General features: G+C 71.9%; 2 protein-coding genes. Both read right to left on the reverse strand.

The genetic code is table 11. The annotated features are described in order from the left end of the window. Position 1 precedes the first annotated feature (1 nt). Positions 2-17,569: a non-ribosomal peptide synthetase gene (locus IG78_RS41630; RefSeq protein WP_037685472.1), complete on the reverse strand. Its 17,568-nt coding sequence runs from the start codon at positions 17,567-17,569 to the stop codon at positions 2-4. Then, positions 17,569-24,018 (reverse strand): amino acid adenylation domain-containing protein, encoded by a 6,450-nt coding sequence (locus tag IG78_RS0102680; RefSeq protein ID WP_430738976.1) that lies wholly within the window; start codon positions 24,016-24,018, stop codon positions 17,569-17,571. Before IG78_RS0102680 ends, IG78_RS41630 begins: the two co-directional genes overlap by 1 nt. Positions 24,019-24,411 lie beyond the last annotated feature (393 nt).

Consider the following 24,411-nt stretch of genomic DNA (forward strand, 5'->3'; position numbering starts at 1 on the left):
CCTAGGCCTTGAGGTAACGGTTGATGACGTCGCAGATCTCGGCCGTGTGCTTCGGCCCCGTCATGCCGAAGTGGGTGGCTTCGATGTCGTACGACCGCACACTGCCCTGTACGTAGGGAGCCCACATCTCCGCGGACGGTTCCGAGTTGACGGTCGCGTTGAAGAACGCCACGTCGCCCCGGTAGACGGGCTGGGTGTACTCCCTGACGAGCCGGACGTGCTCGACCATCAGCGAGGACCCGTTGTGGATCAGGGCCTGCCGCTCGGCCTCGTCCCCGCCGCCCGGCAGATAGCCGCTGAGGAACTCGCGTGCCTCCGTCGGGTCGAGGACCACGTCCTTCTCCGCGAACACCGCGGCGGGGACGGCGTCCAGGATGGCGACCAGCGGTACCTCGTGGCCGCGCTCCTGGAGTTCGGCGGCGATGGCCTGGGAGAGCGTGCCGCCCATGGAGTGGCCGACGAAGTGGAACGGCCCCTCCTGCTGTACGCCGAGGATCTGCTCCACGTAGTCCTTGACCATCTCGTCGAAGGTCGCCGGCACCGATGTGCCGTCCCAGCCGCGCGCCTGGATGGCGTGGACGGGCCGGTCGCCCAACTGGACCGCCATGCCCAGATACGACCAGGACAGGCCGATGCCGGGGTGGATGAACCAGACCGGGGCCTGGCTGCCGCCGGTCTTCAGGGGCAGCACCACACCGAAGGGGTCGGTGTGGCCGCCGGTGTCGCCGCCGGCGGTGAGGTGCTCGGCGAGTCCGGCGACGGTCGGGGCCTGGAAGACGACCCGCATCGGCACATCGAGCATCAGCACCGTACGGATACGGCTCACCAGACGCGTCGCCCGCAGCGAATGACCGCCCAGGTCGAAGAAGTTGTCGTCGATACCGACCTTCTCCACACCGAGGACGTCCGCGAACAGGCCCGCGAGGACCTCTTCCTGCGGCGAACGCGGCGCCCGGTAGGCCGCCGAACCCGTCAACTCCGGCGCGGGGAGCGCCCGCTGGTCCAGCTTGCCGTTCGGGGACAGCGGCAACCGCTCAAGGAGCACGAACGCCGCGGGGACCATGAACTCCGGCAGCTTCGCCGCCACGAACTCCCGCAGGTCGCCCGTGGTCACATCCGCCGCGTCCGGCGCCGGGACCGCGTACGCGATGAGCTGCTTGCCGCCCGCACTCGTCCGCGCGATGACGGCCGCCTGGGCCACCTTCGGGTGGGCGGCCACCGCGGCCTCCACCTCGCCCGGCTCGATACGGAAGCCGCGGATCTTCACCTGCGAGTCGGCGCGCCCGATGTACTCCAGCTCGCCGTGCTCGTCCCAGCGCGCCAGGTCACCCGTGCGGTACATGCGGGCACCGGCCGGACCGAACGGGTCGGCCACGAAACGCTCCGCGGTCAGCGCCGGGCGGTTGTGGTAGCCGCGTCCGACACCGGCTCCGGCCATGTACAGCTCGCCGATGGCGCCCGGTGCCGCGGGGGTGAGGCCCGGGCCCAGGATGTAGGCCCGCAGGTTGCCCAGCGGGCGTCCGATCGGCACACCGGAGGTGTACTCGCGCTCGGCGTCCAGGCCGTGAGCCGTCACGTAGAACGTCTCACTGGGCCCGTAGCCGTTGACGATCCGCGCCTCGGGCCAGTTCGCCCTGATGCGCTCCACCAGGGAAGGCGTCAGCGCCTCACCGGCGAACACCAGCGACTTCGGCTGTACGCGGTCGCCGAGCTGGTCGACGAGTTCGGCGAAGGCCGACGGCACCGAGCTGATGACGTCCACCTCCCATGTGTCCCGCTCGGCCAGGGCGAGGACGTCGCGCACGATCTCGACGCTGCCGCCCGTGGTGAGCGTGGAGAACAGCTCGAAGGCGGCGACGTCGAAGCCGATCGAGGTGCTGGTGAGCATTCGCCAGCCCGGCTCCACGCCCACGTGCCCGACCAGGCCGTCGAGAGCGTTGACCAGGTTGGCGTGGGTGATGCTCACGCCCTTGGGCAGGCCCGTCGAACCCGAGGTGTACACCTGGTAGAGCAGGTCGTCGGACAGGAGCGCCCGGGTGCGCTCGGCGGCGCCGAGGTTGCCCGCGGGCTGTCCGGAGACGTCCGTGGCCTTGAGGCCGCCGAGGTCGTCGAGCAGCAGTCGCTCGGCGGCCGTCCGCTGGGGCAGGACCGTGGCCGCGGTGCTGTCCGTGATGATCAGCCGGGGCTCGGCGGTGGCCAGGATGTGCTCCAGGCGCGTGCCGGGGTAGCCCGGGTCGATCGGCACGTAGGCGGCGCCGGTCTTGAGGACCGCCAGGATCGCCACCACGAGCTGCGGGGTGCGCGGCAGCACCACGGCCGCCAGGGTGTCGGCGCCCACACCCCGCGTGAGCAGGTGGCGGGCGAGCCGGTTGGCGCGCTCGTTCACCTCCGCGTAGGTCAGCCGCTCGTCCTCGCAGACCACCGCGGTGGCCTCCGGGGTGCGCGCGGCCTGCTCCTCGAACAGGCCGATCACGGTCTCGCCGTGCACCTCGGCCGCCGTGTCGTTGAAGCGGTTCAGGACCAGGTCGCGCTCGTCCTCGTCCAGGACGTCGAGGGCGGCGAGCGGCGTGTTCGGGTCGTCGGCGAGCTGCTGGAGCACGCGTCCGAGCCGGGCGCCGATCCGCTCGATCTCGGCGGCCGTGAACATGTTGTCCTGGTACTGCAGGCCCAGGCGCAGGTTCGGGTCGGCGGTGCCCGCCAGCATCAGCGGGTAGTGGGTGCCGCTGAGCATGCGGATGCCGGTGACGGTGACGCCCGCCGACGTGTGGGCCTCGGTGAGTCCCTCGCGGTCGACCGGGAAGGACTCCAGGATCACCATCGAGTCGTACAGGTTGCCAAGGCCGAGGGACTCGTGGATCTCACTGAGGCTGTGGTGATGGTGGTCCATCAGCACGGTCTGGTGCTCCTGGAGGCGGGTGAGGACCTGCGCCAGGGTCTCCTTCGCGGAGTAGCGCACGCGCACCGGGAGGCTGTTGATGAACAGACCCACCATGTCGTCGGCGCCCGGAAGCTGCGGCGGCCGACCCGCGACGGTGGTGCCGAACACCACGTCCTCACGCCCGGTCAGGTTGCCGAGCAGCACACCCCACACGCCCTGGATGAGGGTGTTGAGGGTGATGCCCAGCTCACCGGCCCTGCGCGTGAGCGCCCGTGAGGTCTCCGCGCTGAGCGGGAGCTCCAGTTGGCCGAGACCGCCGCCCTGTTCGGTGGCGGCGACCGAGGCCAGCATGGTCGGCTCGGTGACGCCCTCCAGCTCCTCGCCCCACACGCGCACCGCTTCGTCGTGGTCCTGCTCGGCGAGCCAGGCCAGGAAGTCGCGGTAGGAACGCACCCGCGGCAGGCCGGACGCGTCGCCCTCGGCCTCGTACAGCAGGATCAGGTCGCGCATGAGGTGCGCGAGCGACCAGCCGTCGTACAGGGCGTGGTTGACGGTCAGGACCAGCTCGGAGTGGTCGGGGTCCATCTGGACGAGGGTCATGCGCAGCATCGGCGGGTTCGCCGGGTCGAAGTGCGCGGAGTGGTCGGCCGCCAGGAGCTTCTCCAGCTCCTCGCTGCGCCGCTCCTCGTCGAGGTCGCGCAGGTCGACGGTCTGCCAGGGCAGTTCGACGTGGTCCAGGACGAGCTGGACCTGCTCGCCCGCGGCGTTGGTCACGAACGCGGTCGCCATGTTCGGGTAGCGGCCGAGCAGTGCCTGGCCCGCGACGCGCATGCGCTCGGGGACCACGCTGCCGGACAGGTGCAGGACGAGCTGGATCTGGTAGGCGTCGAAGGACGACTCGGCCATGACGCTGTGGAAGAGGATGCCGGACTGGGCCGGGGTGAGCGGCCACACGTCGTTCAGACCGGGGTAGTTCTCCTCCCACGCCTCCAGGTCGCGCTGGCCGACCTTGACCAGCGGGACGTCCGAAGGCGTCAGACCGCCCGCGCCGGGCTTGGCGGCGTGCCGTGCCAGGCCCTGAAGGGCGGTGCCCCACAGGTCGGCGAGCTCCTGGGCCTCCGCCTCGGTGAGCAGACCGGTCGGGTAGCCGATCTCGGCGCTGAGCTGCGGGCCCTGCTCACCGTCCAGGACATAGGAGTTGATCTCGATCGGGGCGATCGCCGGCATGTCCGCGTCCAGCTCGGGGGACAGCCCCTCCGCGTCCGCGGCGATCGTCCAGCCCGTCGCACCCGTGTGCTGCGGCTTGGTGTCCGCGCCGAACCGGCCCAGGTAGTTGAAGGAGATCTGACCGATGGCGTGGGCCGCGAGGACCTTCGCGGTCTCGGGGTTGAGGTAGCGCAGCATGCCGTAGCCGATGCCCTTGTCGGGGATCGCGTTGAGCTGCTCCTTGACCGCCTTGACCACGCCGCCCGCGGACCGGCCGCCGGTGAACGCCTCCTCCAGGTCGAAGCCGCCCACGTCCAGGCGGACGGGGAACATGCTGGTGAACCAGCCCACCGTGCGGGACAGGTCCGCGCCCGGGGCCGCCGCCTCCTCACGGCCGTGGCCCTCAAGGCGAAGCAGCGTCGAGGACGCCTCGTTCTCGGGAACGCCGCGGGCCCTGCGCCACTTGGCGACGGCCACGGCGAGCCCGGTCAGCAGACCGTCGTTGACTCCGCCGTGGAACGCGGCGGGCAGCGTGGTCAGGAGCGTCTCGGTGGCCGCCACCGGAAGCTGCACCTGCACGGTCCGCACCGTGGAGCGCAGATCCAGTGCCGCGTCGAAGGGGCGTGAGCCGATGACCGGGTCCGGTCCCTCGACCACCGTGCGCCACAGCTCCAGCTCCGCCACCCGCTCGGGGCGTGCCGCCTCCTCGGTGAGGGCGTGCGCCCACTGCCGTGCGGAGGTGGCCACGGGCGCCAGGGCCGGGGTGCGGCCCGCACGGACCTGCTCCCAGGCCTCGGCCAGGTCGGGCAGCAGGATCCGCCAGGACACTCCGTCCACGACCAGGTGGTGCAGGACCACCATCAGGCGTCCGGCCTGCTCGGGTCCTGCGTCGCACCACACGAACCTGGCCATCTGCCCGGCCCTCGGGTCCAGTTCGCCCGCGGCCGTGTTGAGCTCGGCGACGGCCTGCTCGCGCCAGCGGTCCTGGTCCCAGGCGCCGTCGCAGGAGATGCGGCGGACGAGCGCGGCCACGTCGACCGTGCCCGGCTCCGCGACCTCCAGACTCGGCTCGGGGGCCATCAGGCCCGGCTCGGCGCCCGTGATCAGACGCGAGCGCAGCATGTCGTGGTGGTCGACGACCGCGGTGAGCGTCGCGGTCAGCTCCCGCGCCTCGATGCCGACGGGCAGTTCGAGGACCATCGACATGGTGAACCGGTCGTAGCCGCCGCCCAGTTCGGTGATGTAGCGGGCCACGGGCAGGAGCGGCATGGTGCCCACGCCGCCGCCCTCCAGCTCCTCAAGAACGACCGTGTTCCCGCTGCTCGCGCGCGCGGCCTCGGCGAGGTCGGCGACCGTGCGGTGCTCGAAGATCTGCCGCGGGGTCACCTCGATGCCCTGTGCCTTGGCGCGCGAGACCACCTGGATGGAGCGGATGGAGTCACCGCCGACGGCGAAGAAGTCGTCGTCGACACCGACCTGTTCCACGCCGAGGACCTCGGCGAAGACCGCGGCCAGGATCTGCTCCTCCGCGGTGCGCGGCGCACGGTACTCGCCGCCGCTCACCTCCGGCTCGGGCAGCGCGGCCTTGTCCAGCTTGCCGTTCGGCGTCAGCGGCAGCTCGTCGATCAGGACGAACACCGAGGGCACCATGAACTCCGGCAGGCGTCCGGTGGCGAACTTGCGCAGCCCGTCCACGGAGACACCCGTGGTGAGGTCGAAGTCGTCGTCGGCTCCCGCCTCCCGGTTGCCCGTGGGCACCACATAGCCGACGAGTTGGGTACTGCCCCGGACCTTGCGGGTCAGGACGACCGCCTGGGCGACGCCGTGGTGCTCGGCGAGGGCCTTCTCGATCTCGCCGGGCTCGATGCGGAAACCGCGGATCTTGACCTGGTCGTCGCTGCGGCCCAGGTACTCGAGCTGCCCGTCGTTGCCGCGGCGCACCACGTCACCGGTGCGGTACATGCGGGTGCCCGCCGGGCCGTAGGGGTCGGCCATGAACGTGCCGGACGTCTGGGCGGACCGGCCGACGTAGCCACGGGCCAGGCTCGGCCCCGCCACGTACAGCTCACCCGGCGAGCCCGGCGGGACCGGGGCCAGACGCTCGTCCAGGATGTAGATCCGCGCGTCGGTGATGGCCGTGCCGATGGGGGCGCGCTCGGCCGTCAGCGGGGTGCTCGCGGTGGCACACACCGTGGTCTCGGTGGGGCCGTAGGCGTTGATGAGCTTGCGGCCCGGCGCCCACTCCGCGGCCAGGGCCGGCGGGCACGCCTCACCGGCGACGGTGAGGACCCGCAGGTCGGTCAGGCGCTGCGCGGAGCCCGCGGGCATGGTGCCCACCACGCTCGGCGGCACCGTCACATGGGTGACGTTGCGGGTGGCCAGGGTCTCGGCCAGGTCCTCGCCCGCGACCTTCTGGTGCGTGGGCACGATGATCGCGGCGCCCGTGGTGAGCGCCATCACCAGCTCCCAGAACGCGGCGTCGAAGCTCGGCGAGGCCTGCTGGAGCACGCGTGAGGTGCTGTCCAGGTCGAAGTGCGCCGTGTGCGTGGCGCTCAGCGCGGCCAGGCCCGTGTGGGTGACGCTCACGCCCTTGGGGCGGCCCGTCGAGCCCGAGGTGTAGATGACGTAGGCCGGGTTGTCCGCGCGCAGGTCGGTGAGCGGGTCGGTGTGCGGCAGGCCCTGGAGGTCCTGTGCGAACGCCGGGTCGTCGATGGGGACGAGGCGTGTCGGCAGGCCCGTGGGCAGGTCCCCGGCCGCCGAGGCGGTCGTGAAGACCACTTCGGGGCGGGAGTCCTCGACCATGTAGGTGATGCGGTCGGCGGGGTAGTCCAGGGCGATGGGCAGATAGGCCGCACCGGCCTTGAGGATGCCGAGGGCCACCGCGACCTGCTCGGCCGAGCGCGGCATCGACACGCCCACCGGCTGCTCCGGGCCGATGCCCCGGGCGATCAGCCAGTGCGCGACGCGGTTCGCCCGCGCGTCGAGCTCCTCGTACGACCAGGCCTGGTCGACCGACTCCACCGCGAGCGCGCCCGGTGCCTGCCGCACCCGCGCCGCGAACAGCGCGGGGAACGTGGCGACGTCGACGGTGGGCTCCGACTGCTGTGCCTCGGCGAGGAGCAGTTCGCGCCGCTCCTCCGCGGTCAGCAGGTCCGCGGTGCTGATGCGCTGGGTGGGGTAGGTCACCGCCGTGGTGAGGAGCTGCTCCCAGCGCGCGATCAGCGTCTCGATCGTGGAGGCGTCGAACAGTTCCGTGGAGTACTCCGCGACCACCGAGATGCCGGCGGGCGATGTGCGGTCGGTGAACGTCTCGCTGAGGCTCAGCATCAGGTCGTAGCGGGCGGTGCCCGTGCCCACGCCCTCACCGCGCACCCGAAGCCCCGGCAGCTCGAACTCGGCCTCCTCGTTGTTCTGGAGTACGAGGGCGATCTGGAACAGCGGGTGCACCGACGCCGACCGCTTCGGGTTCAGCTTCTCCACGAGCGTCTCGAACGGGATGTCCTGGTGGGTGTACGCGGCCAGGCTGGCCTTGCGCACCTGTCCGAGGAGCTCCGCGAACGTCGGGTCGCCGGAGGTGTCCGTGCGCATCACCAGGGTGTTCACGAACAGGCCGATCAGGTCCTGCAGACTGTCGTCGGTACGTCCCGCGATGCCGCTGCCGATCGCCACGTCGGTGCCCGCGCCCATCCGGGTCAGGAGCGCCGCCATCGTCGCCTGGAGCACCATGAACGGCGTAGCACCCGAGGCGCGGGCCATCTCCGCGACGCCCTCGTGCAGCGAGGCGGGCAGCGTGAACTGCAGCAGGTCGCCGTCGTAGTTCAGTACCGCGGGGCGCGGCCGGTCGCTGGGGATCGTGCACTGCTCGGGCAGCCCCGCCAGGTGCTTGGCCCAGTACGCGTACTGCTTGCCGAACAGGCTGTCCGGGTCGTTGTCGTCGCCGAGGAGCTCGTGCTGCCACAGGGTGTAGTCCGCGTACTGCACCGGCAGCGGCTCCCACGCGGGGGCCGCGCCCCCGGCGCGGGCGGTGTAGGCGGTGGCCAGGTCCTGCGCGAGGGGTGCGGCGGACCAGCCGTCCGCCGCGATGTGGTGGACGACCATCGCCAGGACGAACTCGCCCGGTTCCGTGCCGAACAGCCATGCCTTGAGCGGCATTTCGTTGGCCAGGTCGAAGGTGTGCCGGGCCGTTGCCCTGATCGCCGCCTCCAGGCCGTCCCCGCTCGCCACCGGCTCCACGGCCAGGTGGATGCGGACCGCCTCGGGGTCGAGGATGTTCTGGTACGGCTTGCCGTCGACCTCGGGGTAGGCGGTGCGCAGCGACTCGTGGCGTGTGATCACGTCGTTGAGCGACGCCTCCAGGGCGGCCACGTCCAGGTCACCGCTGAGGCGCAGGATGAACGGCATGTTGTACGTCGCGGACGGGCCCTCGAACTTGTGCAGGAACCACAGCCGCTGCTGGGCGTGCGACAGCGGCAGCCGCTCGGGGCGCCTCTCGGCGCGGACCAGGGGGATGCGGGTGAGCGCGCTGCCGTCCAGGTGCGGCACGATGCCGGCGACCGTCGGGTGCGAGAACAGGGTCCGCAGTTCGACCTCGGCGCCAAGCGCGGAACGAATGCGGCTGATGAGCTTGGTGGCGAGCAGCGAGTGTCCGCCGAGGGTGAAGAAGTCGTCGTCGATACCGACCCGCTCCAGGTCGAGGACCTCGGCGAACAGCTCGCACAGCAGCTCCTCCTGCGGGGTGCGCGGCGCCCGCCCCGCGGCCTGCCCGGCGAAGTCCGGCGCGGGCAGTGCCCGCCGGTCCAGCTTGCCGTTCGCGGCGAGGGGCAGCGACGGGATCGCCACCACCGCGGCCGGCACCAGGTGTGCGGGCAGCCGCTCCTGGAGGTAGCCGCGCAGTGAGCCGACGAGGCCGCCGATCCGTGCGGCCGCCGCGGGGGCGTTGGCAAGGAGCCGGTCGCTGCGGCCCGAGGGCAGGTACGTACCCGTGAACTGTCGTGCTCCCAGGGGCCCGTCGGTGAGCACAAGGGCGTCGAAGCACTCGGCGGCCGACGCCGACCACGTCATGAGGACGCTCCAGCCGCGCGCGGCGGCCCAGTCGTGCACGTCCTGCGGGTCGAGGGCGGGTCCTCCGGCCGCGGGGGCCTCCAGGACCCCGGCGCCCACGGCGAGTTCCAGCTCACCGGTCAGACGGGCGTTGGGGATGCCCGTGACACGGACGGGGCCGTTCTGGGCGGCGCACGGCTGCACCAGGTCGGCGAGGGTGTCGGCCTCCCGGCCCCAGGCCAACTGCGGCACCTCGGCCAGGTCGCTCTGGCCGGCGGCCTGCTTGTGCAGGACGACCTCGTAGCGGTGCCGGGTCAGCTCGTTGTGCGCCGCGCCCAGCTTGAGGCGGATGTCCGCGCCGGCCGCGCCGTGCCGCTCGGCCCACTGCGTGAACCACTCGGGGTCAAGGACCAGTTCGGGTTCGGTGAGGATGGCCCGGGCGATGGCCGCCCCGGCCTCCGTCGGGGTGGAGTCGGGGTGCTGGGTGTACTGCACGCCCGTGCTGAACAGCGGCAGCGTCGCCGCGTTGCGGACGTCGCCGACCACGATCCGGCCGCCGTCGGAGAGCAGCTCGAAGGCCTGCGCGAGCACCTGGTCGAGGTATTCGGCGTGCGGGAAGTACTGGATGACCGAGTTGAGGACGATGACGTCGAAGTGGCCCTTGGGGAGGCCGGTGACGTCTTCGGCCTGCGCGTGCCGCAGTGTCACCTTGTCGGCGAACCCGGCCTGCTCGGCCTCGCGGGTCAGCCGCTCGATGACGGCCGATGAGAGGTCGCTGGCCCAGTAGTGCTCGACGTGCGGCAGGGCGTGCGCCATCAGCAGACCCGAACCGACACCGAGTTCCAGGACCTGGCGCGGCTGCCAGCGGATGATCTGCTCGACCGCCGCGTCCCGCCAGTGCCGCATCTCGTCCAGCTCGATGGGCAGTCCGTCGTAGCTGGAGTTCCAGCCGAAGAAGTTCTCGCCCCACTCGACGCTCTCGCCCGAGTAGACCTGGTCGTAGATCTTCTCCCACTCGTCGACCTGCTGCTCGGCCTGCTCCGTGTCCTCAAGGCCGTCCAGGTCGGGAACGACGTAGGCCACGAGCTGCTTGTCACCGGAGCCCACGCCGCTCTGGGCGACGACCACGGACTGGGCGACGCCCGGGTGCGTGGCCAGGGCCCGCTCGACCTCGGCGGGCTCGACCCGGACACCGCGGATCTTGACCTGGTCGTCGTCGCGGCCCGCGTACTCGATCTGCCCGTCGGCGTTCCAGCGCGCCAGGTCACCGGTGCGGTACATCCGGGACCCCGCGGGGCCGTGCGGGTCGGCCACGAACCGCTCGGCGGTCAGCGCGGCGTTGCCCAGGTAGCCGCGAGCGATGTTGCCCCCGACGTACAGCTCCCCCACGACGCCCGGCGGGACGGGCGCGAGACCCGGGCCGAGGATGTAGGTGCGCATGTTCCCGAGCGGCACACCGATCGGGGTGTTGTCCGCAGCCTGCCACTCCTGGCCGGCCTGTACGGCGAAGGTGGTGGCGTAGAAGGACTCGGTCTGGCCGTAGGCGTTGACGATCCGGACCTCGGGCAACGCCGTACGGATGCGGTGCACGAGCGTCGCGGGCAGCGCCTCACCGGCGAACACGACCGTCTCCAGGCCGGAGATGGCGGCCATGCGGTCGCCGAGCTCGGCGAAGACGGACGGCACCGTGCTGATGACGGACGCCGACACCGACTCGCGCTCGGCGAGCACGAGGGCGTCCCTGACGACCTCGACGGTGCCGCCGTGTCCCAGCGTCGTGACGGTCTCGAAGACCGACACGTCGAAGTTGATGGACGTGCCGGCGAACATCCGCGTGTCGGCGCCGACGCCCACCCGGTCGGCGAGCCGCGTCACACCGTTGACGACGTTCGCGTGGCTGATCACCACGCCCTTCGGGGTGCCGGTGGAGCCGGAGGTGTACATCACGTACGCCGCGTGCTCCGGGCGCAGCTCCGCCACCGGCAGGCTGGCGCCGTCGGCGCTCTCCAGGTCCACGTCGCCCAGGAACAGCGTCGGGACGTCCGTCTCCGGGAGCACGCCGACGGTGTCGGCGTCGGTGAGGACGAGCTGCGGTGCGGCGCTCGCCAGGATGTGGTCGAGGCGCGTGCTCGGGTACTTCGGGTCGATCGGCAGATAGGCGCCGCCCGCCTTGAGGATGCCGAGCATGCCGGTGACGAGGTCGGCGGAGCGCGGCAGCGCGAGGCCGACCACGGTCTCCGGGCCGACACCGCGTCCCGCCAGGTCGCGGGCGAGGCGGTTCGCGCGGGCGTCGAGCTCCGCGTACGTGTACGACACCTCGCCGAAGGTCACCGCGACCTTGTCCGGGGTCGCCGCCGCCTGCCGCTCGAACAGACCGGGGACGGTCAGCTCGGGCGTGGCCGCCGCGGTGTCGTTGACCTCGGCGAGGAGCTGGTGGCGCTCTTCGGGCGCGAGCAGGTCGAGGGCGCCGGCGCGGACCTCGGTGTCCGTGGCGAGCTGCGCGAGGACGTGGCCGAAGCGGGTGGCGATCTCCTGCGCCCGCTCGCGGCCGAGCAGGTGGTGCTGGTGCTGGAGGCTGACCTTCAGGTGCGGCTCGGCGAAGGCCATCACCACCAGCGGGTAGTGGGTGCTGCTCATCGGGCTGATGCCGGTCACCGCGATACCGGCGGCCGAGTACGCCTCGCTGAGGGCGGCGCCGTCGATCGGGTACGACTCGAAGACCACCATGGTGTCGAAGAGCGTGCGCAGACCGGTGGCCTGGTGCAGGTCGAGCAGGCCGTGGTGGTGGTGGTCGAGGAGCGCGCTCTGGCGCTCCTGGAGCTCGCCGAGCACCTCGCCGAGGGACTGGCCGGCGGCGCACTTCACCCGTACCGGCAGGGTGTTGATGAACATGCCGACCATCTCGTCCACGCCCGCGACCTGCGGGGGACGGCCGGAGACGGTGGCGCCGAAGACCACGTCCTGGCGGCCGGTGAGGCCCCCGAGGAGGAGCGCCCAGGCGCCCTGGACCAGCGTGTTGAGGGTCAGGCCGAGCTCGCCCGCGCGGCGGGAGAGGGCACGGGACTGCTCGGAGGTGAGCGGCACGTCGACCTGGCCGACGCCGCTGGGCTCGACCTCCGTGCCCCCGGTGCCCGCGGGCACCAGGAGCGTGGGCTCGTCGACGCCGTCGAGCTCCCGCGCCCAGGCGTCCACCGAGGCCTGCCGGTCCTGGCGGGAGAGCCAGGTCAGGAAGTCGCGGTAGGTGCGGGCCCGGCCGAGGCCCGAGGCGTCACCGGCCGAGCCGTACAGGCGCAGCAGGTCCTGGATGAGCAGCGGCACCGACCAGCCGTCGAAGAGGACGTGGTGGGCGGTGAAGACCAGGTCCCACTTGTCGTCGCCCAGGTTGATCAGCGTCAGGCGCACCAGGGGCGCGTCGGCCAGGTCGAAGTGGGTGTTGTGCTCGGTGTCCAGGAGCTGCGCGAGCTGCTCCTGCCGGGCGCTGTCCGTCAGGGCGCTCAGGTCGTGCTCGTGCCAGGGCAGTTCGACGGCGTTCTGGACGATCTGCACCCGGTCGCCCGCGTCGTCGGTGACGAACGCGGCCCGCAGGTTCGGGTAGCGGTCGAGCAGCGCCTGTCCGGCCGCGCGCATCCGGGGCGGCTCGACGGCACCGCTGAGGTGGAAGACGAACTGCATCTGGTAGGCGTCGAAGGTGGCGCCCGCCAGCTCGGCGTGGAAGAGCAGACCGTTCTGCATCGAGGTGAGCGGCCAGACGTCGACCAGGCCCTCGTACGTCTTCTCCCAGTTGTCGAGCTGGTTCTGACTCACCCGCACGAGCGGCACGTCGGACGGCGTGAGGCCGCCCGCGTCCGACTGCGTCGCGTGCTTGGCGAGGCCTTCGAGGGCGGTGCGCCACAGCGCGGCGAGCTCCTCGACCTCGGCCTGGGTGAACAGGCCCGAGGGGAAGTCGAGGCGGGTGGCAAGGCGGGGGCCCCGCTCGCTGTCGGTGACGTAGGCGCTGACGTTCAGCGCGGCGAGGGCCGGCATGGAGCCGTCGGGGTCCGCGAGGAGTTCGGTGGTGCCCTCGGTCTGGTTGAAGCCGAGGCCGCGGAGGCTCTCCGGCATGTTGGCCGAACCGGCGTAGCGGCCCAGGTAGTTGAAGGACACCTGGCCGGTGGCGTACCGCTTCAGGATCTCGCTGGTCTGCGGGTTGAGGTAGCGGAGCAGGCCGTAGCCGATGCCCTTGTCGGGGACGGCGAGGAGCTGCTCCTTGACGGCCTTCACGGCGGCCCCGGCGGCGGCGCCGCCGTCGAGTGCGTCGTCGATGTCGATGCCCGCGACGCCGAGGCGTACGGGGAACATGCTGGTGAACCAGCCGACGGTACGGGACAGGTCGGCGCCGGGGGCCGCGGCCTCCTCACGGCCGTGGCCTTCGAGGCGGAGCAGCAGCGAGGACGCCTCGCTCTCGGCGACGCCGCGCTGCTTGCGCCACTTGGCGACGGCGAGCGCGAGCGCGGCGAGCAGGCCGTCGTTGACGCCGCCGCGGTAGGCGGCGGGCAGGCTGGTGAGGAGTGCCTCGGTGGCCGTCTCGGGCAGGTCCATGTGGACGTACTCGACGGTGTCGATGGTGTCGACGGCCGGGTTGAGGGGGCGGCTGCCGAGTACCGGGTCGGGCCCGGCGACGATGGAGCGCCACAGCGCGAGTTCCGCGGCGCGGTCGGCGGTCTTGGCCTGCTCCACCAGGGCGTGGGACCAGCGTCGGGCGGAGGTGCCGACCGGTTCGAGCTCGGGGGTGCGGCCGTCGCGGATCTGCTTCCAGGCCTCGGTGAGGTCGGGCAGCAGGATGCGCCAGGACACACCGTCGACAGCGAAGTGGTGCAGGGACATGACGAGGCGGCCCGCGTTCTCGGTGCCCGCGTCGAACCACACGAACTGCGCCATGACCCCGGCTTCGGCGTCCAGGCGGTCGGTGGCGGCGTCCAGCTCGGCGGCGGCCCGCTCGCGCCAGCCCGTGTCCCAGGCGTCGGTCCAGGTCACGCGGTGGATGAGGGACGCGACGTCGACGGTGCCGGGTGCGGTCACCTCAAGGCCGGTCTCCGGTCCTGTGACCAGGCGGGAGCGCAGCATGTCGTGGTGGTCGAAGACCGCCGACAGCGTCGCGGTGAGGCCGGCCTCGTCGATGCCGACGGGCAGGTCGACGGTCATCGACATGGTGAACCGGTTCAGGCCGGTGCCGATGTCCATCAGGTAGTGGCCGACGGGCAGCAGCGGCATGAACCCGGCGCCGCCGCCCTCGAGCTCCTCCAGGACCACGCGGGCATGACCGGCGCTGACGGCGGTCTCGGCCAGGTCGACGACGGTGCGGTGCTCGAAGATCTGCCGCGGGGTCACCTCGACACCCTGCGCACGGGCACGCGAGACGACCTGGATGGAGCGGATGGAGTCACCGCCGACGGCGAAGAAGTCGTCGTCGATGCCCACCCGGTCCAGACCGAGGACCTCGGCGTACACCCCGGCGAGGACTTCCTCGACCGGAGTGCGGGGCGCGCGGTAGGTCGTGCCGGTGAACTCCGGCTCGGGCAGCGCCCTGCGGTCCAGCTTGCCGTTGGGCGCGAGCGGGAGCCGGTCCAGCATCACGAACAGCGACGGCACCATGAACTCCGGCAGCCTGCCGGACACGAACTTCCGCAGCTCGCGGGACGAGACGGTGGCGGTCAGGTCGACCTCGAGGTCGCCGAGGCTCTCGACGGTGCCGAGGCCCGCGTCGCCCGCGCCCTGCGGCACGACGTAGCCGACGAGCTGGGTGGAGCCGCGCCCCTGGTGGGTGACCACGACGGCCTGTGCCACACCGGGGTGCGCGGTCAGCGCCGCCTCGACCTCACCGGGCTCGATGCGGAAACCGCGCACCTTGACCTGCGCGTCGTCACGGCCCACGTACTCCAGGCTGCCGTCGGACGTCCAGCGCGCCAGGTCACCGGTGCGGTACATCCGCGCACCGGCGGGACCGTAGGGGTCGGGGACGAAGCGCTCGGCGGTCAGCCGGGACCGGCCGAAGTAGCCGCGCGCCACATTGCCCGCGACGTACAGCTCACCCACGACGCCGGGCGCCACGGGCTTGAGGCCTGCGCCGAGGACGTAGGTGCGCATATTGCCGAGGGGGGAGCCGATCGGCGCGCTGGCCGTGCCGGTCCACGTCTCGTCGGCGGTGAAGGTGGTGGCGTAGAACGACTCGGTCTGCCCGTACGCATTGACGACGCGCACGCCGGGGATGACGGCGCGTACGCGTTCCACGAGCGACGCGGGCAGGGCCTCGCCGGCGAACACGACCGCCTCGGCCTCGATCTTGCCGCCGACCTGGTCGAGAAGCTCGGCGAACACCGACGGCACGGTGCTGATGACGCCACCGCTCCAGCCGCCGCGCTCCCCGATGACCAGAACGTCACGGACGACCTCGAGGGTGCCGCCGACGGTGAGGCAGGTGATGGTCTCGAAGACGGAGACGTCGAAGTTGACGGATGTGCCCGCGAGGACCCGTGTCCCGGCGCCGATGCCCACCGAGTCGGCCAGGCGCAGCACGCCGTTGACGACGTCGCGGTGGGTGATGGTCACGCCCTTGGGCAGGCCCGTGGAACCCGAGGTGTACATCACGTACGCGGCGTTCGCGGGCCGCACCACGGCGAGCCGCACGTCCGGGCCGGGAGCGTCGAAGTCGACGTCCTCGACGTACAGGTGCGGCACGTCCGACCCGGGCAGGACGCCCGCGGTGTCGGCGCTGGTCAGCACGAGCTGCGGGCGTGCGTCGGACAGGATGTAGCCGAGCCGGGTGCTGGGGTACTTGGGGTCGATCGGCAGATAGGCGGCGCCCGACTTCAGGATGCCCAGCATGCCGACGATCAGGTCCGCGGAGCGCGGCAGCGCCAGGCCCACGACCGTCTCCGGGCCCGCACCGCGGCCGACGAGTTCCCGCGCGAGGCGCTCGGCCCGCGCGTCGAGCTCGGCGTACGTCAGCTCCAGGTCGCCGAAGAGGACGGCGGTCGCGTCCGGGGTCGCGGCGACCTGCCGCTCCAGGAGGCCCGCGACGGTCAGCTCGGGCGTCTCGGCCGCGGTGTCGTTGAAGCCGCGCAGGACGAGCTCGCGCTCGTCGGCCTCCAGGACGTCCATCAGCGCCACGGGGCGGTCCGGCTGCGCGGCGAGCTGCTCGATGAGGCGCACGAAGCGGGCCATGACGGCCTCGATCGTGGACCGGTCGAACAGGTCGGTGGCGTACTCCAGGAAGATCAGCAGACCCGGCTCGTCGGGGTCGTTGAAGAAGTTGAACTCCAGGTCGAACTTGGCCGTGGGCGTCGCCATCGGGCCGAAGTGCGCCTTGACGCCCGGCAGGTCGAACTCGATCCAGCCGCGGGTCTCCCAGGTGAACATCACCTGGAACAGCGGGTGGTAGGCGGTGGAGCGCTCCGGGTTGAGGATCTCCACCAGACGCTCGAAGGGGGCGTCCTGGTTGTCGTACGCCGTCAGGGCCTTGTGCTGCACCTGGGCGAGGAGCTGCTCGAAGGACGGGGTGCCCGCCAGGTCGGCGCGGAGGACCCAGGTGTTGACGAAGAAGCCGACCAGCTCGGCGAGGTCGTCGTCGGTGCGGCCCGCGATGGTGGAGCCGATCGCGATGTCCTCACCGGCGCCGAGCTGCTGGAGCAGCACCGCGAGTGCGGCCTGGAACACCATCGGCGTGGTGACCTCGGCGCGCTTGGCCAGGTTCTCGACCTTGGTGAGCAGGGCGTCGTCGAGGGTGAGGCCGAAGCCGTCGCCGTTCCGGCTGGCGGCAGGGGGGCGCGGACGGTCGGTGGACAGGCGCATCGGCTGCGGCACGCCGGTCAGCTCGTCGCGCCAGTAGTCGAGCTGGGCGGACAGGACGCTGTCGGGGTCGTCCTCGTCGCCGAGCAGCTCGCGCTGCCACATGGTGTAGTCGACGTACTGGACCGGCAGTTCCTCCCAGTCCGGGGCGTCGCCGCGGACACGGGCGGTGTAGGCGGTGGCCAGGTCGCGGGAGAGCGGCTCGATGGACTCGCCGTCGCTGGCTATGTGGTGGATCAGGAGCAGGAGCTGGTGCTCCTGCTCGCTGACGCGGAACAGGGTGCCGCGGACCGGGATCTCCTCGGACAGGGTGATCGCGTAGTTGGCGGCCTTCTTGATCGCCTCGTCCACTCGGTCCTTGCCCACCTCGAACAGCGGGATGTCCAGGCGGACCTCCTCGGCGGGGAGCACGTGCTGAGCGGGGACGCCGTCGGCGCTCTCCACGATGAGGGTGCGCAGGCTCTCGTGCCGCGTGACCACGTCGCGGACCGCCTGGACGAGCGCCTCGACGTCCAGTTCACCCGTGAGCCGGATGAGGAAGGGGACGTTGTACGTCGCGGACGGACCCTCGAACTTGTCGATGAACCACAGTCGCTGCTGTGCGAAGGACAACGGGATCATTACTTGGCACTCCTGTTCATCTTGCGCAGGGCAGGGCGGCTCGCAGCCGATGCGTTCTTCACCGTGCGCGCCAGATCGGCGATGTCGTTGGCCTTGAAGACCGCTCGGATGGGCACGCTGGCCCCAAAGGTCTTGCTGATCCTGCTGGTGAGGCGGGTGGCGAGCAGGGAGTCACCGCCAAGGTCGAAGAAGTCGTCGCTCATGCCGACCCGCTCGACCTTGAGCAACTGCGCGATCAGCTCGCACAGTTGCTTCTCCTGGGTGGTGGTGGGTGCCACATAGGCACGGCCCGTGGACTCGGGCTCGGGCAGCTTGGCCTTGTCGACCTTGCCGTTGGCCGTCAGGGGCAGCTCGTCGAGGAGCATGAACACCGCGGGGACCATGTACTCGGGCAGGGTCTGCGAAGCGAAGGTGCGCAGCTCCTCGACCGACAGGGCCGCGGCACCGGCGCCGTCACCGGTGTCGGTGGTGGCGGGGCCGCCGTCGGTCCTGACCGGCACGACGTACGCCACGAGCTGCATGCCCTGTCCAGGGGCGCTCTCGTGCGGGACGACCACGGCCTGCGAAACGCCGGAGTGCTTCTCCAGGACGGCCTCGGTCTCGCCGGGCTCGATGCGGAAGCCGCGGATCTTGACCTGGGTGTCGGCGCGGCCCTGGAAGGCCAGCTCGCCGTCCTCGGTCCAGGCGACGACGTCGCCGGTGCGGTACATCCGCTCGCCGGGCTCGCCGAACGGGCTGGCCACGAAGCGCTCGGAGGTCAGCGGGAGCCGCCCCAGGTAGCCGCGGGCGAGGCCGACACCGGTCAGATACAGCTCACCGGCGACGCCGGGCCCGACCGGGTGCAGGCGGTCGTCGAGGACGTGGGCGCCCATGTTGTCCATGGCCCGGCCGATCGGGATCGGCTCGGTCACGTCCTCGGCTCGGGTCATCGGGCGGCAGGTGGCGTACGAGGTGGTCTCCGTCGGCCCGTACACGTCGTAGACGGTGATGCCCGGGCAGGCACGCAGGACCCGGCGGACGGCGGTCGGGGAGACCACCTCGCCGCCGGTCCAGACTTCCTGGAGGCCCGCGAAGGCGTCCGGCTGCTCCTCGGCGATCACCCGGAACAGGGCGGAGGTCACGAAGAGCCCGGTGAGCCGCTGCTCCTGAACGAGCTTGGCGATGGCGGGGGCGTCGAGGTGTCCCTGCGGTGCCACCACGACGGTGCCGCCGCTGAGCAGCGGCACCCACATCTCATAGGTGGAGGCGTCGAAGGCGAGCGGGGCCTGCTGGAGGACCCGGGTGTGCGCCCCGCTCCGGAAGCGGCGGTCCACGACGAACGCGGCGACGTCGCGGTGGCTGATGCCGACGCCCTTGGGCAGACCGGTCGAACCGGAGGTGTAGAAGGCGCACGCGAGCTGCTCGGGGTGGCGCGCGACGTCCCGCACCGGCTCGGCGGAGGCCTCGGCCAGGGTGGCGAGGGTGGCGCTCTCGTCGAGGACGAGCAGCGGCCAGTCGCCGTCCGGCAGTTGCGGGGCGATCCGCTCGTCGGTGACGAGGACGGTCGGCGCGGCGTCGCCGAGCATGAACCGCAGGCGCTCGGCCGGGTAGTCGGGGTCGATCGGCAGGTAGGCGCCGCCCGCCTTCAGGATCGCGGTGACGGTCACGATGTACTCGGCGGAGCGCTTGAGCGCCACACCGACCATGGAGTCCTGCACGACGCCGCGCGCACGCAGCACGTGGGCCAGGCGGTTGGACCGCTCATCGAGTTGACGGTACGTCAGTTCGTCGCCGTCGAACACGATCGCGGCGGTGTCGGGGGTCCTGGCCACCTGCTGTGCGAACAGCTCCCCGAGGGTGTGCTCGGGAACCTCCGGGACGTCGTCCGTCGCGAGGCCCGCGAGGACCTCATGGCCGGCGGGCTCGGCGGCCATGTCGCTCAGGCGGGTCCCCGGGTCGGCGGCGACCTGCTGGAGCACCCGGCCGTACAGGTCCGCCATCTCCTGCGCCTGCTCGCGGCTGAAGAGGTGGTGCTGGTATTGGAGGCTCAGGCGCAGGTAGGCGCCGTCGGGGTAGACGAACACGGCGACCGGGAAGTGGCTCGCGGTGAAGGACCGGATGCCGGTGACGGTGATACCGGCCGCCGCGCTGGCCTCGCCGATGCCCTCGCGGTCGAGGGGGAACGACTCGAAGCCGATGAGGCTGTCGAACAGGGCCGGGAGTCCGGCGGCGCGCTGGATCTCGGCGAGACCGTGGTGGTGGTGCTCGAACAGCGTCGCCTGCCGTTCCTGAAGGCCCGTCAGCATCTGGGCGACGCTGTCACCGGGGGCGTAGGGCACGCGCACCGGGAGGGTGTTGAGGAACATGCCGACGATGGAGTCACCGCCGGGCAGCGTGGCCGGGCGTCCGGCCACCGTGGCGGCGAGCACCACGTCCTGCCGGTCGCTCAGCCGGCTGAGCACGACTCCCCAGGCGCCCTGCACCAGGGTGTTCAGGGTGACGCCCACCTCGGCGGCGCGGCGCGGCAGTTCGCGGGCGTCGTCGGCGGGCAGCGGGACGTCGACCTGTCCGATGCCCGCGCTGTCGGCGTCCGGGTCGGCGTCGGGCGCGACCAGGGTCGGCTCCTTGAGGCCCGCGAGCTCCTGCGCCCACGCGTCCGCCGACTCCTGCGGGTCCTGCTGGGCCAGCCAGGCCAGGTACTCGCGGTAGCTACGGGCCCTGGGCAGTGCCGAGGCGTCGCCTTCGGTGGCGTACAGGCGCAGCAGGTCGCGGGTGAGCAGGGGCAGGGACCAGCCGTCGAAGTGGGTGTGGTGGGAGGTGAGGACCAGCTCGTGGCGGTCGGCGGCCAGGGTGAGCAGCGACATGCGCAGCATCGGCGGCGTGACCGGGTCGAAGTGCACCTTGAGGTCGCTGGAGAGGAACTGCTCGTACGCCGAGTCCCGCATGGTCTCGCCGAGGCTGCTGAGGTCGAGGTACTGCCAGGGCACCTCGACGCCGTCGACGACGAGCTGGATGAGTTCGCCGTCGGGTCCGGGGACGTAGGCGGTGCGCAGCACGGGGTGCCGGTCGAGGACGGCCTGGGCGGCGGTGCGCAGTTGGGCGTGGTCCACGGGACCCGAGAGCTTCAGCACGTACTGGACCTGGTAGGCGTCGAACTCGGCTCCGGCCTCGCGCGACATCATCGAGTGCACGAGGAGACCGAGCTGTAGCGGCGAGACCGGCCAGATGTCGGAAAGGCCCGGGTAGCGCTGCTGCCACTCGTCGATGTCCGCCTGGCTGACGTCGACCAGGGGCACGTCGGAGGGGGTCAGGCCACCCGCGTCGGGCTGTTCGGCGTGCCGGGCCAGGCCGTGCAGGGCCTGCACCCACAGGTCGGCGAGTTCCCGCACGTCCGCCTCGGTCAGTACGCCTTCGGGCGCGGTGAGCAGGGCGCCCAGGCGGGGGCCTTGGGGGGTGTCGGTGACGTGGGCGTTGATGTCGAGTTCGGCGTGTGCGGGCATCCGGGGGTCGTGTCCGGCGTCCAGCTCGGCCAGTTCGGCCACGCCCGGGTCCTGGGTGAAGCCCAGACCGCGCAGGTCCGCGGGCATGTCCGCACCCGCGGAGAAGCGGCCCAAATAGTTGAAGGAGATCTGCCCGCTGCCGTGCTGTTCAAGGACGGTGGCGGTCTCGGGGTTGAGGTGGCGCAGCAGGCCGTAGCCGATGCCCTTGTCGGGCAGGGCCAGGAGCTGTTCCTTGACCGTCTTGATGAGCGTGCCCGCCGCCGCGCCGCCCGCGAGGGCCTCCTGGAGGTCGATGCCGCTCACGTCCAGGCGGGCCGGGAAGACGCTGGTGAACCAGCCCACCGTGCGCGCCAGATCCGCGCCCGGGGCGGCGGCTTCCTCACGGCCGTGGCCCTCCAGGCGGATCAGGGAGGACTTCTCGTCCACGCCGCGTGCCGCGCGCCACTGGGTGACGGCGAGCGCGAGCCCGGCGAGGAGGCCGTCGTTGACGCCGCCGTGGAAGGCGGCGGGCAGCGTGGTCAGGAGCGTCTCGGTGACGTCCGCCGGAAGCTGCACCCGGGTGTGGGAGAGGGTGGCGACCACGTCCACGGCCGGGTCCAGACGGCGCGCGCCAAGGACCGGGTCGGGGCCTTCGACGACCGTGCGCCACAAGTCCACTTCGGCGGCGCGCTCAGGGCGCTGGGCCTCTTCCACCAGGGCGTGTGCCCAGCGGCGTACGGAGGTGCCCACGGGGGCGAGTTCGGGGCTGTGGCCGTCGCGGACCTGGCGCCAGGCGGTGGCCAGGTCGGGCATCAGGACGCGCCAGGACACACCGTCGACGACGAGGTGGTGCAGGGCGACGAGCAGGCGCCCGGCCCGCTCGGGGCCCGCGTCGAAGAACACGAACTGCGCGACCACGCCCGCCGCCGGGTCCAGCCTCCCGGCCGCGGCGTCGAGTTCGGCCAGCAGCAGCGTGCGCCAGGCCTCACCCTCCCCGCCCTGCGCGCCCTCCGCGGTGTGTGTGTCCCAGAACGCGTCACAGGGGACGCGACGTATGAGCCCGGCCGCGTCCACCGAGTCCGGCGCTCCGACGATCAGACCGCCGCCGTCGGCCTCGGTGAGGCGGGCGCGCAGCAGGTCGTGGCGCTCGATCACGGCACCCAGGGTGGCGGCGAGCTGAGCCTGCCCGATGCCTTGGGGCAGTTCCAGGACCATGGCCTGCAGGAAGCGGTCGAAGCCGGGGCCGCGCTCCATCAGGAAGCGGGTGACCGGCAGGTGCGGCAGGAAGCCGACACCGCCACCCTCCAGTTCCTCCAGCACCACGACGTCCTGGCCCTGGGCGTCAGCGACCGCCTCGGCCAGCGCCGCCACCGTGCGGTACTCGAAGATCTGCCGGGAGCTGACCTCCACTCCCCGGGCACGGGCCCGCGAGACCACCTGAAGCGACTGGATGCTGTCGCCGCCAAGCGCCAGGAAGTCATCGTCGACACCGACCCGGCCCGCGGACAGGACCTCCGCGAACGCCTCGGCAAGGGCCTCCTCCACCGGTGTGGCGGGTGCGCGGTAGGCCGCGCCGCGGAACTCCGGCTCCGGCAGAGCCTTCTTGTCCACCTTGCCGTTCGGCGTCAGCGGCACCTCATCGATCACCATCACCACACCCGGCACCATGAACTCCGGCAGTTGGGCCGCGGCGAACGCCCGCAGCTCCGCCGCACCGAACCCCGCCGCCAGCGCCAGATGCCCCGTCCCGCTGCCCCGCTCGGCCTCGTGGGAGTCCTCATCGGGCACCGCCACCACGTACCCGACCAACTGCTTGCCCCGGCCCTCGGCCTCGTGGGCGACGACGACGGCCTGCCGCACCCGCGGGTGCGCGGCCAACGCCGCCTCCACCTCACCGGTCTCGATCCGCAGCCCGCGCACCTTCACCTGGTCGTCACTGCGGCCCAGGTACTCCAGCTCACCCCCGGAACCCACCCGCACCACATCACCGGTGCGGTACATCCGCCCGCCCGAAGCATCGAAGGGGTCGGCCACAAAGCGGGTACTGCTGAGCGCGTGACGGCCCAGGTAACCGCGGGCCAGACTCGGACCCGACACATACAACTCACCGGACTCACCCTCCGCCACGGGGGCGAGACGGTCGTCCAGGACGTGTACGCGGGTGTCCGTGATCCGGGTGCCGATGGGCGCACTCCCCTCGGACAGGGGCTTGCTGAAGGTGGCACAGACGGTGGTCTCGGTGGGGCCGTAGGCGTTGATGAACCGGCGGCCCGCGCCCCACTCCGCGACCAGGCCGGGCGGGCAGGCCTCACCGGCGACCACGATGAGCCGCAGGCCGGTGAGTGCCGCCGAACTGCCCGCCGGGAGGGTGGTGAGCACGCTCGGCGGCAGCGTGGCGTGCGTCACGGAACGCTCGGCCAGGGTCTGGGCGAGGTCGTCGCCGACCAGGCGCTCCTGCGCGGGAAGCACCAGCGTCGCACCCGTGGTCAGCGCCATCACCAGCTCCCACACCGCCGCGTCGAAACTCGGCGAGGCGAACTGCAGCACCCGTGAGCCGGGCTCCACACCCAGGCCGTCCAGCATGGCGGTCCGCAGCGCGGCGAACCCGCCGTGGGTGACCGTCACGCCCTTGGGACGCCCCGTCGAGCCCGAGGTGTAGATGACGTACGCGGCATCCGCGGCCCGCAGCGGAGCCACCCGGTCGGCGTCGGCAGGGTTCGTGGCCGCGGCGGCCGCCCAGGCCGCCACCGTCTCCGGCGCGTCGACCGCCACCACGTCCGCGCCCAGGCCCGACGGCAGCACCCCCGCCGCGTCCTGGGTGGTCAGGACCACCGCGGGCGCCGCGTCCCCGACCATGTACGCGATCCGGTCCTTGGGGTAGTGCAGATCCACCGGCAGATACGCCGCACCCGCCTTCAGCACACCGAGGACCACCGCGACCTGCTCGGCCGACCGCGGCATCGCCACCGCCACCAACCGCTCAGGACCCACAGAAGCTCAAAACGGTGTGCGGGAGTCGAGTGGCGTCGGCGCGGCGAGGAACGCGGGGCCGATGAGGCAAAGAACCCCGCACGGGTGTCCCTGCCGCTGCCGGAGGCGCGGTTCTGACCGGTGGCGGCATCCGCCGCGTCTGTCACCGGGGCCTGCGGCGCGTCGTTGCGCAGCGTGAACTCAAGTCGTTCGGCAGCAACCAGATGTTCGACAGCGGGCAGGGGGCTTCCCCGTGCGCTCCGGCTCGTCGGCGCCGGGGAGCACCGGCACCGCTGTCGACGTCACGGCTCGCGGCCGCGCGGCCGGTTCTCGAATTTCCCCCGGCCGGCGATGGCGGCTCCGCGCCATTGAGCTCCCCCTTCAATGAACTGTGCTTAAAAGAACCCAGCGCGA

Source organism: Streptomyces aureocirculatus (assembly GCF_000720475.1).
In the GTDB taxonomy this organism is placed as follows: domain Bacteria; phylum Actinomycetota; class Actinomycetes; order Streptomycetales; family Streptomycetaceae; genus Streptomyces; species Streptomyces aureocirculatus.